This is a genomic window from Paraburkholderia sp. BGA-UO-ETr-F21 (assembly GCF_059567925.1).
In genome coordinates this window covers 1-13,771 of sequence record NZ_JCAQOY010000010.1, presented here as the reverse complement: position 1 = coordinate 13,771, position 13,771 = coordinate 1, and the positions used below count along the sequence as shown (strand labels likewise).

11 protein-coding genes and 4 pseudogenes are annotated in these 13,771 nt (G+C 59.2%); 8 read left to right on the top strand and 7 right to left on the bottom strand.

Translation table 11 applies throughout. The features are described from left to right. From AC57B1_RS09655 to AC57B1_RS09645, 3 genes and pseudogenes are all read right to left on the bottom strand, one after another. Positions 1 to 108, bottom strand: a 108-nt coding sequence (locus AC57B1_RS09655) for a transposase (RefSeq protein ID WP_496417394.1), incomplete at its 3' end; no start/stop codon positions are given. 276 nt (positions 109 to 384) lie between these two features. Then, positions 385 to 1,179, bottom strand: a pseudogene (locus tag AC57B1_RS09650) (IS256 family transposase); the annotation flags it as partial. Positions 1,180 to 1,410: 231 nt separating this feature from the next. Beyond that, on the bottom strand, positions 1,411 to 2,184 hold the full coding sequence (locus tag AC57B1_RS09645) for a class I SAM-dependent methyltransferase (protein WP_496417390.1): 774 nt from the start codon (positions 2,182 to 2,184) through the stop codon (positions 1,411 to 1,413). A gap of 578 nt (positions 2,185 to 2,762) precedes the next feature. Between AC57B1_RS09645 and AC57B1_RS09640 the strand changes: the two genes are divergently transcribed. The 8 genes and pseudogenes from AC57B1_RS09640 to AC57B1_RS09605 all read left to right on the top strand — a co-directional run. Next, on the top strand, positions 2,763 to 4,049 hold the full coding sequence (locus AC57B1_RS09640; RefSeq protein ID WP_496417389.1) for an acyltransferase family protein: 1,287 nt from the start codon (positions 2,763 to 2,765) through the stop codon (positions 4,047 to 4,049). Positions 4,050 to 4,739: 690 nt separating this feature from the next. Further along, complete coding sequence (locus tag AC57B1_RS09635; RefSeq protein WP_496417393.1) at positions 4,740 to 5,597, top strand: Stf0 family sulfotransferase; 858 nt, start codon at positions 4,740 to 4,742, stop codon at positions 5,595 to 5,597. A 365-nt stretch (positions 5,598 to 5,962) separates the two neighbouring features. Then, positions 5,963 to 6,808 (top strand): glycosyltransferase family 2 protein, encoded by an 846-nt coding sequence (locus AC57B1_RS09630; protein WP_496417388.1) that lies wholly within the window; start codon positions 5,963 to 5,965, stop codon positions 6,806 to 6,808. Beyond that, a complete protein-coding gene (locus tag AC57B1_RS09625) occupies positions 6,805 to 7,761 on the top strand; it encodes a UDP-glucose 4-epimerase family protein (RefSeq protein ID WP_496417387.1) in 957 nt (318 codons plus the stop codon). Before AC57B1_RS09630 ends, AC57B1_RS09625 begins: the two co-directional genes overlap by 4 nt. Before the next feature lie 7 nt (positions 7,762 to 7,768). Continuing rightward, positions 7,769 to 8,800: an MraY family glycosyltransferase gene (locus AC57B1_RS09620; RefSeq protein WP_496417386.1), complete on the top strand. Its 1,032-nt coding sequence runs from the start codon at positions 7,769 to 7,771 to the stop codon at positions 8,798 to 8,800. A gap of 5 nt (positions 8,801 to 8,805) precedes the next feature. Further along, positions 8,806 to 10,683 (top strand): polysaccharide biosynthesis protein, encoded by a 1,878-nt coding sequence (locus AC57B1_RS09615; protein WP_496417385.1) that lies wholly within the window; start codon positions 8,806 to 8,808, stop codon positions 10,681 to 10,683. A 415-nt stretch (positions 10,684 to 11,098) separates the two neighbouring features. Beyond that, the gene (locus AC57B1_RS09610; RefSeq protein ID WP_496417392.1) at positions 11,099 to 11,434 is read left to right on the top strand and encodes a UDP-N-acetylglucosamine 2-epimerase; all 336 of its coding nucleotides are present in this window, start codon (positions 11,099 to 11,101) and stop codon (positions 11,432 to 11,434) included. A 25-nt stretch (positions 11,435 to 11,459) separates the two neighbouring features. After that, positions 11,460 to 11,741, top strand: a pseudogene (locus AC57B1_RS09605) (UDP-N-acetylglucosamine 2-epimerase); the annotation flags it as partial. Positions 11,742 to 11,938: 197 nt separating this feature from the next. Here the strand turns inward: AC57B1_RS09605 and AC57B1_RS09600 are convergent. The 4 genes and pseudogenes from AC57B1_RS09600 to AC57B1_RS09585 all read right to left on the bottom strand — a co-directional run. After that, positions 11,939 to 12,289, bottom strand: coding sequence for a GtrA family protein (locus AC57B1_RS09600; protein ID WP_496417391.1), 351 nt, complete (start codon positions 12,287 to 12,289; stop codon positions 11,939 to 11,941). 42 nt (positions 12,290 to 12,331) lie between these two features. After that, complete coding sequence (locus AC57B1_RS09595; protein ID WP_496417384.1) at positions 12,332 to 13,279, bottom strand: glycosyltransferase family 2 protein; 948 nt, start codon at positions 13,277 to 13,279, stop codon at positions 12,332 to 12,334. A gap of 181 nt (positions 13,280 to 13,460) precedes the next feature. Then, positions 13,461 to 13,627: pseudogene (locus AC57B1_RS09590) on the bottom strand (glycosyl transferase); the annotation flags it as partial. Positions 13,628 to 13,660: 33 nt separating this feature from the next. After that, positions 13,661 to 13,771: pseudogene (locus tag AC57B1_RS09585) on the bottom strand (IS5/IS1182 family transposase); the annotation flags it as partial.

Sequence of the window (13,771 nt, the reverse complement as noted above, 5' to 3'; positions counted from 1 at the left end):
TTTGCGCTGCGGCGCGGTGACGTCCATCAGCGTCAGATAGGGTGCTGCGAAGCTCCATTCTTCGTCGGACACATCGGTCGGATACCCTTTGCGATCTGCTCTTTTCATCCCGCCAGGATACCAGGTCTCCTGCAAAGTGCCTAACACGCTCTAGGCCATGAACATGTCGACACCACTACCATCTACCTTCATGCGCATCTAGGCATCAAGGAGCAAGCTCTCGCTCGGGCCCGAATGCCGAACGCGAACCCGGGCCGGTATCGTCCCTCCGATCCACTTCTCACCTTCCTGGAATCGCTCTGATTATGCCAATGCCTACAGCGCGTTCCCCGCCAGCACCGCCGCATTGCGGCTGCACGCCGGCATAATCCGGAGGTCGGCATAATGAAACCAGCAGCGCTGGCCGCGTGTCGCAGGAAACACTTCTTCCAGCGCAGCCCAGAATCCCATCGCCCCATCGCCGACTGCCAGCAGCGGACCGGCCTGCAAGCCGCGCGCCTTCAGGTCCAGTAGCAGCTCCTGCCAGGACGCCTTCGACTCGCGATACCCGTCGCCGATTGCCACACGCTCCTTGCGTCCATCGGGCCTCACTCCGATGATCACGAGCAGGCACTGGCCGTCAGAGTTCTCGCTTCGCAGCCCGGTGTGAATGCCGTCAACCCACCAATACACGTAGCGCGACTTTGATAGGTCCCGCCGACTCCAGCTGGCGTGCTCGTCGGCCCATTGCGCTTTCAATCGACTCACCACATTGGCCGACAAGCCTTTGGCGTCATCTCCCAGCAGCACGCTCAGCGCCTCGCTCATGTCGCCCGTCGAGATGCCCTTCAGATACAGCCACGGCAGCGCGGCGCTCACGCGCGGCGACTTCCTCACGTACGGCGGCACAATCGATGAATTGAACTTCACACCTGATCCTGATCGATCGCGAACCTTCGGGACCTTCACCGCAATGGGGCCGGCCGCGGTCAGCACTTCGCGCTCCGGCAGATAGCCATTGCGCACCACGGCACGCTGTCCGTGCAGGGTCTTGACGTTCTCGAACCGCTCCAGCAGCGCCGACAGCTCTGCTTCGATTGCCTGCTGGATCACCTGCCGCGCTCCCTGCCGGACCAGTTCGTCCAGACCCAGACCGGTTGCCGATAGACCTACGACTTCTTTTTCCGTAAACTTACTCATGGTGGATGGTTTGTTGGTTGCTGGTTTCCGACTTCGACAATCAGATTCTCAGCTGAAACCTCCACCGCCTTCAATCTCCCGCCTCAATCCCCCCGTACACCAGTTCTGACTTTATCTCTAGAATCAGTAGAGGAAGTTCAATTGCATAGTGTGTCAATATGCCTAAAACAAGAGAACCATCGAGCACGATAGTCGCAAGGGCTATTGCATCGTCGGCCATAGGCATCACTGTTACGCGTGCCGCAGGAGCAATACAATTTGCTGCGTGGCTAGAATGTCTTCTTGATATATCTCTTTTAAAGTTTCAGGAATCGCGATCTCGTCGTTCGTTCGCAGCTCCCTAACGATTTCAAATCCGGCTTCCCTAACGAGTCGACACAATTGAGGCGCAGTTAGTCTGTTCAGGGTGGAGTAAGTTTCCCATAGGGATGCGCGCTCCACTTCCCGTGTAGCCCGTTCAGGTATGTAGACGCCCCAAGCTGCGCGCACGTCCTGAGGTGTTGGCGGCGCCCCGTTTAACGCCTTTTTATACAAGTCATCCTGCATTGAAAGATGCGCCCACGGTTGAGGAACCCAAGGAGCGAGGTGCGACCCATAGGCCGAATAATAAAGAGGGGAAATCTGAAGAAAGAAAGATCCTTCGGGTTTGAGAGCGGCCTTGATCGAAGCGAGCGCATCTCGCAGGATCGGTTGCGCGACATGTTCGACGACGGACCACGTATAAATTACGTCAAACTGGCCGTACTGCAAAAGCGATCCGCCAGGTGTGATTTTTCGTAGTTCGAGATTTGACGGGAGTTCGGACAGTCCAAGCTGCTGCTTTGCGATGGAAAGGCAATGCATATAAACGTCGATAATCTCCACACCGACGACGCGACGAGGCTGCTTTCGCAATGCCATCGCTAAGGTCATATTGGCTTCGCCACAACCGAATTCGAGTACATCCTTGCCAACGAGTCCGCCGTATGGCCCCAGCCAGTCTTCGATGATGTCGGGAATATCCAAGAACTTCGTTCGGTATATTGCGTTCGATATAGTGTCGACAGACCAGGATCTGCTCATATCAGCCTCCAAAGAATTGGCGCAGTATAACTGCCTTCTGGTGCGCGACTGCCCATCAGACCGCGACCGCGTCCATTGCTGCTGGCCGCCATCTCCAGGCGCACAATACCAGAGCTAATAGTTCACGATCAGCACACTGGCGCCGGACCAGACCACCTACGAGTGCGTCGCATTGTGCCGTGTTGGAAGCCAGCAAAACTGCTAGGCCAGAATGAACGGTCCACGGACTAACCAAAACACTGAGGATCTCGCCGAAATGCTACGCGCGCGGTGTCAACTACATATATGTCGCGCCTGCCGGCGCTCATCGACCAAGCGGCTTGGCCTCTCATTCACCATCCACTTAGCAGATGTCCTCGTGATTTGATGGGGCTCGACCCAGCAGACTTCGCATTGAGCAATTCTCCTCGCCCTTGGCGTAGGAATACGTGTTGTGGATCGTGCCATTGGACAGGGGGATTTCGAGCGTCGGAGACGCAAGTACGAGGACGCAGGCCTAGAGGGATTGTTGGCACCCCCACATGGGCCTGGAACTAAAGAATCTCACGCTATGGGAATTGAATTTCTGTAAGATTCGTCCTACACAAATATCCAAGGGGCATCAAATGCTTTTCAGCGGCATTCATCTTGTCGCGATGGTGTGTTTGATAACTGTCGTTTTGCTTACGTTGACCAAGCTTCTGGATTGGGGCTCCTCTTTCTACAGTGCTCAGGTTGACGCCGAAATTGCGTCCGACCGATTTCATTCGATCGACGGCCTACGCGGTTTCCTCGCGATAGGCGTCATGTTCCACCATTGCGTGATCAACTATTATCGATATCAAACCGGTCGGTGGGAGGCACCTCCATCGACGCTTGCCTTGATGTTCGGGCAGGTCGGCGTCGCCATGTTTTTTATGGTGACGGCGTTCCTTTTTTGGAATCGGGCCTTGCGGCAAGAGGGGCGGCTGGACATCCGCCGATTCTATTGGTCGCGAATGATGCGCATGTGCCCGATGTACTTTGTCGCAGCGCTTCTTCTGATTTGGACTGCTGTCTGGATGTGCAGCTACAACCTAAACGTCCCATTGTGGCTGCTGGGCCGCCAAACCGTATCCTGGCTTTCGTTCACGGCTCTCGGCACGCCGGAGGTGAACGGTGTGCACGATACGGGCTTGATTAATACGGTCTTTTGGTCACTGCTCTATGAGTGGAGGTTTTACCTGGCGTTCCCTATTCTCACTCTATTCGCTAAAGGTCGAGTGGCATGGGTCGCCTGGTTGCTTTGTCTCACCTTGGTTTGGATGTTCTCCGCAACCAATTACGAGTGGTATTTCGTCTACGGGGCGCTCGCCGCCTTGATCAATTTTCACTTTCCTTTGATCAAGAGATTATGTCGGTCTCCGGTCGCGGCGGTAATCGTCGTGCTGATGCTATTCGCGACGGAGCAGCTCACAAAGTCGGCTTATACACCGAAGGCCGCGGTAATGCTGTTCTTGGCATTCTTGATCATCGCAAATGGAAATACGCTATTCGGAATTCTGACCGCGCGACCCGCGCGCATCCTGGGCGCTATGAGTTACAGCATATATTTGCTGCATAACTGGGTAATTTCGGCCGGTTCTCGAATAGTCAATGAGCACATCGATGTTTCGTCGCTTACGCCTTTGCAATATTGGGGGTTGGCGGCTGGGTTTGCGGTCGTGACCGTACTTATTTCAGCAACCACGTACAGACTCATTGAGTTTCCCTTCCTGAAGGCAAAAATGCCATCGTGGATTGCTCGCGACAACGCCCCAACGACGAAGGCGACCGCCGAGTTTGCGTGAAGCTAGGCGATCGCGGAAAATACATATGTTAAGGCCGTCCATTGACGGCCTTTATTTGTTCCTGCATATTGCGCAAGCCAAAAACGAATCAGCGACTGGACGCCCCATCGGAGCCGGGTGTTGCATTATCAGCATATCGGCGATGGATAGAGCGTGGGCGAGTGCCCCGCATCGTAGCGAGCTAGGCTATGTCCGGCAAGTAGCGATCCTGCGTGGCGACATCGATGCGACACGGAAGTATTTACGCATTCGCCTCCCAGTGAAGGCTCCAGCCAGCATATTTAGACTTGTCGAAGCGCTCGGTCGCGAAGTGCTGGCGTAAAACGATGCCGGCGATCCGCATGGATCGCTTCGCCTGGCAACGCAAGAGTCCCGGCTTGATCACGGCGGATTGGCGAGTCAGTGGAATATGGCATGTGGCCAAAGATTCGGAACATTCGTTGTATCATCAACGGCAAGCGTTGCCGGACTGCGTCGTCATTCCTGGAGCGGGCCTTGCCGATCGAGGTTCGTACGATGGCATGGAGGGCACTTGCATGACGAGCCTCTCAAGTTCGCCTACCGTCCGTTGAAAAGCGACTAACGCGGGCAGTCGCCGATTTGAATCTATTGAGCTATGGACTCAGGTCTGACGACGCACCGGTGTTGGGTAACGCATCCCGCCTGTGTCACGAGACCGATTTATTGGAAGTGATTGCGATGATTAACAAAGTGGCTGAGGCGTTTCCAGGAGGCGCAAGGATTCGCAGTGAGACGCTCAGAGAGATTTCTCTCAATACGAAGCTGTATGTCGTGTTCATTATTGCGCGGAGCGGCAGCACGTGGTTGATGGAGATGGCTGCGAACTCGGGAGTCCTCGGCACGCCGCAAGAATGGTTCAATGAATCGTGGATCCACACTGACGAATTGGCAATGGGGTGCCGTCCACCACTTCTGGCGGGCACGGCGAGCGCCGAGGAATATATCAGGCGAACGGTTGAGGACTATCGAGCTCGTTGTGGGGTGATGGGGCTTCAGTTGTCGCCGTATCAGGCCGAATGCTTGTGCGAAATGCTCGAGAAGCCAAGTGAGGCACTTGGCTTGGTAACCCCTTTTTATCTTAGGCGACGTAACCTGGTTGCACAGGCAATCTCGCTATATCGCAGCATGACATCGGGGTTCTTTCATAGCTATCAAGAAGGCTCGATTGCTAAGTCTCAATTGGAAGCAGTCGAATATGATGCCGACGCCATTCAGAAGTCGTGCGATTATCTGCTTGATGGCGAGCTTTTCTTTGAGAGTCTATTTGAGCGCTTTCGGATTCGTCCCGCGCGCTTCTGTTACGAGGATATCGTAGGTGATCCACGTCATTTGCTGGCCTGGATAGCAAGGGAAATTTCGCCGGACTTTCCGGCCCAGCGATTGGAAGGGCAGAGTGAGAAGATGGCGAAACTTGGTGGCAAGAAGAGCACTGAATGGGAGTTCCGTTTCAGAATTGAACGGGCGGAATACCTCATTGAGTTGGAGTCGCGTCGTCCAACCGTTTACTCCGATGTTCGTTGCTTATAATAGTGTCATGGAAGTTGTTGAAACGGGGTTTAGCGTCATCTTGATATTTTCTGCCGGAAGTTGACGGCGGCCTGAAGCTAAGTTCGTACGGCCCCATGACCCAATGGCAATGCCAAGGAAGGATTTTAGTTAAGGCGGGGAATTTGGCGGGATGGTTGGATCAGGGCGCGTCAACATTGATGCTCAATGAGGCGGGTTTTGCTTCTGGAAAAAATACAGGCTTTCACGCGATAGAATACAGCCAACCGCAAGCCGTAACAAAACGAAAGACAGGTTGCCGAACGGGAAAAACCTGAGCAGACTGCAGGCTGGTTGCGGCAACACAATTTACAGTGCCGTTTACAAGACGCGCAGTTCTACCTTACATGAATGCTATAAGCGCGCCGCGTGCGGAACTCGAGGGCTTGTCTGTTTCCGTGGTCGTCTATCGGCCGGATCAGGCACAACTGGCCACCACGTTCGCCAGCCTCGGTCATGCCTGCGAGGCACTTCGCGCCACGCGGCCGGGCCTGCCGGTTCACCTTTATCTCGTCGACAACGGCGGCCTGCCGGACGAACGTGCCGCGTTGGACGCATTGAGCGCCCAAGGCGTCACCAGCACGATCCTTAGCGGTCACGGCAATGTCGGCTACGGTCGTGGCCACAATCTGGCCATCGAGCGCGCCGTCGGCCGTTACCACCTCGTGCTCAATCCGGATATCGACCTGGACCGCCACGCGCTGCTGCGCGCGCTCGAATTTTTCGAGGCCAATCCGGCCGCGGGTTTGTTGACGCCGTGGATCGGCGACGAAGCAGGGCATCAGCAGTTCCTCTGCCGCCGCTATCCGACGTTGCTGGACCTGTTCGTGCGCGGCTTTCTGCCGGCAGGATTGCGACGGCTGTTCCAGCGCCGCATTGCCCGCTACGAGATGCGCGACGTGATCAACGATCGGGACATCTGCTGGGATCCGCCCATTGTCAGCGGTTGTTTCATGCTGTTTCGAACGAGCGTGCTGGAAAGGCTTCGAGGCTTCGACACACGCTATTTTCTGTACTTCGAGGACTACGATTTGAGCTTGCGCGCGCATGACGTTACCCGGGTCGCCTACGCGCCCGCGGTGCGCGTGCTGCATCACGGCGGCGGCGCCGCGCGCAAAGGCTCCGCGCACGTCCGGATGTTCCTGGCGTCTGCGTACAAGTTCTTCAACCGGTTCGGCTGGAAGTGGCTATGAGCCGCGTGCTGGTGACGGGCGCCAATGGGTTCGTCGGCGAGGCGTTGTGCCGCGTCTTGATGCAGTCCGGCCATACAGTCTGCGGACTCGTGCGTCAGGCCGGGCAGCTCGAGCGGGGCGTAAGCGAGTGGGTGGAGGCTCAGGCGGATTTTGCCGGCGTCGACGCCGGCTGGCCCGCCGCGCTTCAGGTCGATTGTGTCGTACATCTGGCGGCACGCGTGCATGTGATGCATGACACCGCGGCCGATCCCGACGCCGCGTTTCACGCCACCAATGTCGAGGGCGCCTTGCGCGTCGCGAAGGCGGCGTGGCGTTATGGCGCGCGGCGTTTCGTCTTCGCCAGCAGCGTGAAGGCGCTGGCCGAGGGGGACGCGGGTCGTCCGTTGCGGGAAGATGACCCGCCGGCGCCACAGGACGCCTACGGGCGCTCGAAGCTCGCGGCCGAACAGGCGCTGGTGCGCTACGGCGAGGAAACCGGCCTGGAGGTGGTGATCGTGCGTTTGCCGCTCGTCTATGGCCCGCGAGTACGCGCCAATTTCTTGCGGCTGATGGACGCGATCTGGAAAGGCGTACCGCTGCCGCTCGGCGCGATTGACGCGCGCCGCAGCCTCGTCTACGTCGACAACCTGGCGGACGCGCTGATGCATTGCGCGACCGACCCGCGCGCCGCGGGTCAAACGTTCCATGTCGCCGACAGCGATGCGCTCACCGTGGCGGAGCTCGCACGTTCGCTCGGGCGGCATCTGCACAAGCGCGCTCGCTTGCTGCCGGTGCCCGCGAACTGGCTGACGCTGGCGGGCCGCTTAACGGGGCGCACAGCGGCCGTCGACCGGCTGGTGGGATCCTTGCAGCTGGATACAGGCCGGATCCGCACGGTGCTGGGCTGGCGGGCGCCACATTCCACCGACGAAGGGCTGGCCGCGACAGCCCGTTGGTACCGATCCACGCATTGAGGCACGCATGCTGATGTCCCATTCCACGTTGCCGGGCTGGACGAGCGTGATTCTGATCGCGCTCGGCTGCGCTTGCGCTTCCGCGGCGATTCTGTGGACGCTGCTCAGAACCGGCCTCGCCTGGCGTCTGGCCACCGACATTCCGAACGACCGCTCGCTGCACACACGGCCCACGCCGCGCGTGGGCGGCTGGGGCATTGTTCCGGTGGTGGTCGTGGCGACGCTAATCGTCGCGCCACACCTATGGCTTGCCGCGCTGTGCGCTGCCGTGCTGGCGGCGGTCTCGCAGATCGACGACCGGCGCGGACTGCCCGCGCGGGTCAGGTTCGCGGCGCACCTGGCCGCGGTGGCGGTCTTCGTCTGGGCACATCCGGCGCCGGTGCCGGTCTGGCTGCTGGTGGCCCTGTCGTTTTTACTGCTCTGGCTGGTCAATCTTTACAATTTTATGGACGGCGCGGACGGTCTGGCAGGTGGCATGACGCTGTTCGGCTTCGCAGGCTACGCCGTTGGGGCCGCGCTCACCGCGCATCCATCACCAGAGCTCAGCTTAGCTTCGGCCGCCGTGGCAGGCGCCGCCGCGGGTTTTCTGCTCTTTAACTTCCACCCCGCGAAAATCTTCCTCGGCGACGCCGGATCGATTCCGCTCGGTTTTCTGGCGGGCGCTTTCGGCTATTGGGGCTGGAGCGACGGCGTCTGGCCGATCTGGTTTCCCGCACTGGTTTTTTCGCCGTTCATCGGCGACGCTTCGGTCACGCTGCTGCGACGGTTGTTGCGCGGCGAGAAAATCTGGCAGGCGCATCGCGAGCACTACTATCAACGCATGGTCCAGTACGGACTTGGGCATTCGAAGACAGCCATCCTATGGTATGCAGTAATGGCGGCTGGTATAGTACTTGCTGTCGTGTTGCTTGGCTGGTCTTCGGCCCTTCAATGGTGTAGCGTGGGCGCATGGGTGATCGTGCTGGTATTGATTGGTATTGGAGTCGATTCACGCTGGCGTCGATTCCGGATAGCAGATTCCGAACAACCTGAGGTGTGACGCCGATGTTTCGACACAAAGCCTCATGGCTATCATTTAGCGCTTTCGCCTTCGACCTATGCGCAGTCGCAGGCGCCTGGCTCGCGGCATACCTGATCCGCTTCAATGGCTACGTTCCGGTCGAGTTCTGGTCCGGCGCCGTCCGAACCCTGCTCTGGGCCCTCCCTGTCTACGGTGTGATGTTCCGCATATTCGGCCTGTACCGGGGCATGTGGGTGTTTGCGAGCCTGCCGGACCTGATGCGCATTGCGAAAGCGGTGCTGGCCGGCGCATTCGTGATGATGATGGTGGCGGTCATGGTCCAGCCGCGCCCGATCATTCCGCGCTCCGTGCTGGTCGTCTCTCCGCTTCTGCTGTTCCTCGCCATGGGCGGCTCACGCGCGCTTTATCGCGCCTCCAAGGAGTTCTATCTATACGGTGGCCTGGTCGGGCAAGGCAAGCCAGTGGTGGTGCTCGGCGCGGGCAACGCGGGCGCGAGCCTGGCCCGCGAACTGTCGCGTTCGAGCGAATGGCGGCTGGTGGGCCTGCTCGACGACGATCCGGCCAAGCAGGGTCGCGAGATTTACGGCTACAAGGTTTGGGGGCCGATTAGCGACCTGCAGCACTGGGCCTCGGACATGAAGGTCGAGCACGCGATCATCGCGATCCCGTCGGCTTCAGTGGATGCGCAGCGTCGCGTGGCGACCTTGTGCGTGCGAGCCGGTGTGCGGGCCATGGTGCTGCCCGCGTTGACCACGCTGACGCAAGGTGAAGCGTTCCTGTCGCGCGTGCGTCAGATCGATCTGGAAGACCTGCTGGGGCGCGAGCCGGTACGTATTGACATGCCGCACGTCGAAGCGCTGTTGAGCGGCCGCGTGGTGATGGTGACCGGCGCGGGCGGCTCGATCGGCTCGGAGCTGTGCCGGCAGATTCTGCGCTTCGAACCTGCTCAGTTGATCGCATTCGATCTGTCCGAGTACGCGATGTACCGCCTCACGGAAGAGCTGCACGAGCGCTTCCCTAAGGTATCCGTGGTGCCAGTGATCGGCGACGCAAAGGACTCCTTGTTGCTCGATCAGGTGCTGTCGCGCTACACGCCGCACATTCTCTTTCACGCGGCGGCTTACAAGCACGTGCCCCTGATGGAGGAGCTAAATGCCTGGCAGGCAGTGCGCAACAACGTGCTGGGCACGTACCGTGTTGCGCGCGCGGCCATTCGCCACGACGTAAAGCACTTCGTGCTGATCTCCACCGACAAGGCGGTGAATCCGACGAATGTGATGGGCGCGAGCAAGCGCCTCGCGGAAATGGCGTGTCAGGCGCTGCAGCAGACTAGCACGCGCACTCAGTTCGAGACGGTGCGGTTCGGTAATGTGCTCGGCAGCGCGGGCAGCGTCATTCCCAAGTTTCAACAACAGATCGCGAAGGGCGGGCCGGTCACGGTCACGCATCCGGAGATCACGCGCTTTTTCATGACGATCCCCGAAGCATCTCAACTCGTGTTGCAAGCGTCGAGCATGGGGCATGGCGGCGAGATCTTCATTCTCGACATGGGCGCACCGGTTAAGATCGTCGATCTGGCGCGCGACCTGATCCGCCTGTATGGCTTCAGCGAGGAACATATCCGCATCGTCTTCACGGGGCTGCGGCCCGGCGAGAAACTTTATGAGGAACTGCTCGCCGACGACGAGGCAACCACGCGCACACCGCATCCAAAATTGCGCATCGCTCAGGCGCGTGAAGCGTCCGACAATCTGCTTGACGAACTGCTTCCGTGGCTGATGCAGCATCGCGTGCCGAGCGACCAAGAGGTCCGGCGCGATTTGCGGCGCTGGGTGCCCGAATATCAGCCGGCCGCCTCGCCGGCTCTGCATAGCGTGGCGCCTGGGACGCGGGCTTCCTGAATGCCGGGGGAAAATCGTGGTGTTCACCGGCACGAGGCCGGAAGCAATCAGGTCATTTCCGTTATACGGGCGCCGCACGCAGCGCGCGAACATTTCGTCATATGCCTTTGCTCAGTCGGGCAACTCTACGAGATGCTGATGCGGGCTTCGCCGACTTCGGCATGACGCCCGAGCGAGTGTCGACGTGTTGTCGCAGGATCAGACGCTGGCGCGACTGAATTCCCGGTTGTTCACCGCGATCGACGACTTCCTTGCCACACACAGTCACCCGAAATCGCCCCCGTTCAGGAAGACATAATGTTCGTTCAGGTGGCCGCATTGACGGCCTTCGATCGACGCATTCGGGTTGGACGTCTCGAAGCCGGGCTGCGCAGTCGTGACATCGCATCGGCGTCTCCCCAAGATCTGAAACTACATTCGGCGTCTCGTCGGCCGCCTCCATTTCGCACCCACAAAACTCTCGCAGAAAAGCCTGCTGAGCAAGCGGACGCCTGCGCAGCGTATTTTCGTCACTGGCAATACCGTGGTTGACGTGGTGTGTCTGATGGTCGAGCGCCCGAAGAGCGAACTTTTCGCATTGCCGGAGCGGGTTGAGGGCGCGCTCGCCGAAGGCGGCCGGATCGCGATGGTGACGCGGCATCGTCGCGAGAGCTTCGCGCCCGGATCGGAGAACAACTGCACCGGGTTGCTGAAGAACGCCGAGGCGCGCCCGGACGCCTGGACGTGCGCATCGTCCATCCTGTGCACATGAATCCGCAGGTCCGGGAAGTGGACAATTGGGTGTCGAGCATCAGGCGGGGATTGATCAGGAAAAGCCGCTGACGTTTAAGCCATTCCTGCGGCTCACGAACGCGAGCCATATCATCCTGCCGCATTCGTTCGGCAATACGGCAGAGGGGCCGGCGTTGCACAAACCGGTTTTGTCCATGTGCGACGTGACCGAACAGCTGGAAGGCGTCGCGTCCGGCGTCAACAAAGTTGTCGGCACTGATGTCGGCACGATTGTCGGCGATACCGCGCGGTTGCTTGACGACCCAGTGGCCTATCACGCCTTGTCCGTGCGAAACAGTCCGTTCGGCGACGGCACTGCGGCCGAGCAGATAGTCTTCATCCTGAAGTCCATGTCTGTGTTGGACCAGGCCGCGCCCGTCTCGACGCGGCTCGCCGCCATGCGTTCTGATGGCGACGCGGAACAGCACATCGGAGCGCGACCAGTAGGCGACGCGCACATCATCCGGCGGCCCACGGCTCGGCGTCAATGCTGTGAGCGAAATACCCACAGCTTCGCGAAGGCAAAGTTGACGAACATCCCAGCGATTGATCCGGCGACTACGGCGATGAGTGGAGCGATCGCTACATTCGGCAGGAACTGCAGGGCGACCACGTAGCTCCCGCAATTGCACACGCCGCCCACGGACATGGCGGCGAGATAGCGTAACCACTCACGCCACAGCGAGCCGGTCAGCTTGACCTCGAAAGTCAGCCGACGGTTGATCTGCCAGGTCGTGAAGGCTGCGCAAAGAAACGAGATGACGCGACCGGCGTAAGGCCCAAGTCCCATCGCCAGCGCCACGTACAGCACGCCTGCGTCCACCAGAAAGCCCATAGCCCCGGCGATGGCGAACCTGAAAAATTGGGCGCGCATGGACTAGGCTCGCTTCCGCTTGTACGGCGCCGGGATGCCGAGGTACACCAGTCGCTTGACCTCAATTCGGCCACGCGTCACGGTGTCAAGAACAAGGCCGCAGATCAGCAGGATGGCGCCGAGCAACATCAGCGCCGTGCTGAGGAGCGCGGTGGGCAGGCGCGGTACGAGCCCGGTTTCCATGTAGGTTCTGAACACCGGAATGGACAGCAAAATAGACAGCAGTGCACAGGTCGTAAAGCCGACCGTGAAGAACGCAAACGGCTTCTCGTTTTTCACCAGCTTGAGAATGGTCATTAGGATGCGGAAGCCGTCCCGATAGGTGTTGAGCTTGCTCTCGGAACCCTCCGGGCGCGAGATGTAGCGGGTGGGCAGTTCGGCGACGGGCATCCGCATGCCGAGCGCGTGCACTGTCAATTCTGTTTCGGTCTCAAAGCCTGATGCATGGGCCGGGAAAGACTTCGCGTAGCGGCGCGAAAAGATTCGATAGCCCGACAGCATGTCCTTGAATGTGCGGCCGAAAATCATAGCCACGCATTGCGTCAGCATCAGGTTTCCGAAGCGGTGGCCGAGACGATAAGCGGTCTGTTCGTCGGTGACGCGCGCGCCGACAACCATGTCCAGCCGCTCCTCGACCAGCTTGCCGACCATCGCGGGAGCGACGGATGCGTCGTACGTTGCATCTCCGTCGACCATCACGTACACATCGGCCTCTACGTCCGCGAACATGCGGCGCACGACGTTGCCCTTGCCTTGAAGTGGCACCTCGATGACTTCCGCGCCCGCTTCGCGCGCGACACGTGCCGTGTCGTCCGTCGAATTGTTGTCGAACGCGATGATGGATGCCTCAGGAAGCGCGCGTCGAAAATCGCGAATCACCGTGGCAATCGTCGCTGCCTCGTTGAAGCAGGGAATTACGATGGCGACGGTGCCTGGATTGAAGTCTTGCATTGGCAATTATGTCCTGGTTTGACGGTCGAAAGTGCAGCGTACTAATCTTCGCCGACTGCATAACCCGTTGCGCAAGTTGGGCGCATTGGCGAATGGCTCAATGGTAGCGCATACGAAAGTTGGCTCTCTCCCGTCGCAACGCGAAGCGAAAGACACGCATTCGAGTGCTTTCTTCATGCCATTTGGCATTCCGCACCGCCGTCCACCGCGGTGACTCGAAGCACACGATACTCATGTAGAGCCAGACATTTGCCCCGAGGCGAACATCACCACGAAACAGAACAGATGCAGCGTGTGCGGCGACGTCAACGACTTACGCCGCGTCAGTTCATGCGCAGTGCGCGCACCGCCTCCGAGCGCATCAGCCGCGTTTAGAGCGTGTTAGGCACTTTGAAGTACTGGCACTGCGTGAACGAGCATGAGCATTGCGAAGACCACGAAATGAAGTCCTGCAAGGGTTTCGGGCAGCCGTTCATAATCACGTGCGAGACG

What these genes read in the sequence shown, in the direction of transcription:
- AC57B1_RS09640 (WP_496417389.1), top strand. Translation starts at nt 2,763, where the DNA reads ATGGGCCTGGAACTAAAGAATCTCACGCTATGGGAATTGAATTTCTGT.
- AC57B1_RS09630 (WP_496417388.1), top strand. Translation starts at nt 5,963, where the DNA reads ATGAATGCTATAAGCGCGCCGCGTGCGGAACTCGAGGGCTTGTCTGTT.
- AC57B1_RS09625 (WP_496417387.1), top strand. Translation starts at nt 6,805, where the DNA reads ATGAGCCGCGTGCTGGTGACGGGCGCCAATGGGTTCGTCGGCGAGGCG.
- AC57B1_RS09620 (WP_496417386.1), top strand. Translation starts at nt 7,769, where the DNA reads ATGCTGATGTCCCATTCCACGTTGCCGGGCTGGACGAGCGTGATTCTG.
- AC57B1_RS09615 (WP_496417385.1), top strand. Translation starts at nt 8,806, where the DNA reads ATGTTTCGACACAAAGCCTCATGGCTATCATTTAGCGCTTTCGCCTTC.
- AC57B1_RS09600 (WP_496417391.1), bottom strand. Translation starts at nt 12,289, where the DNA reads ATGGGCTTTCTGGTGGACGCAGGCGTGCTGTACGTGGCGCTGGCGATG.
- AC57B1_RS09595 (WP_496417384.1), bottom strand. Translation starts at nt 13,279, where the DNA reads ATGCAAGACTTCAATCCAGGCACCGTCGCCATCGTAATTCCCTGCTTC.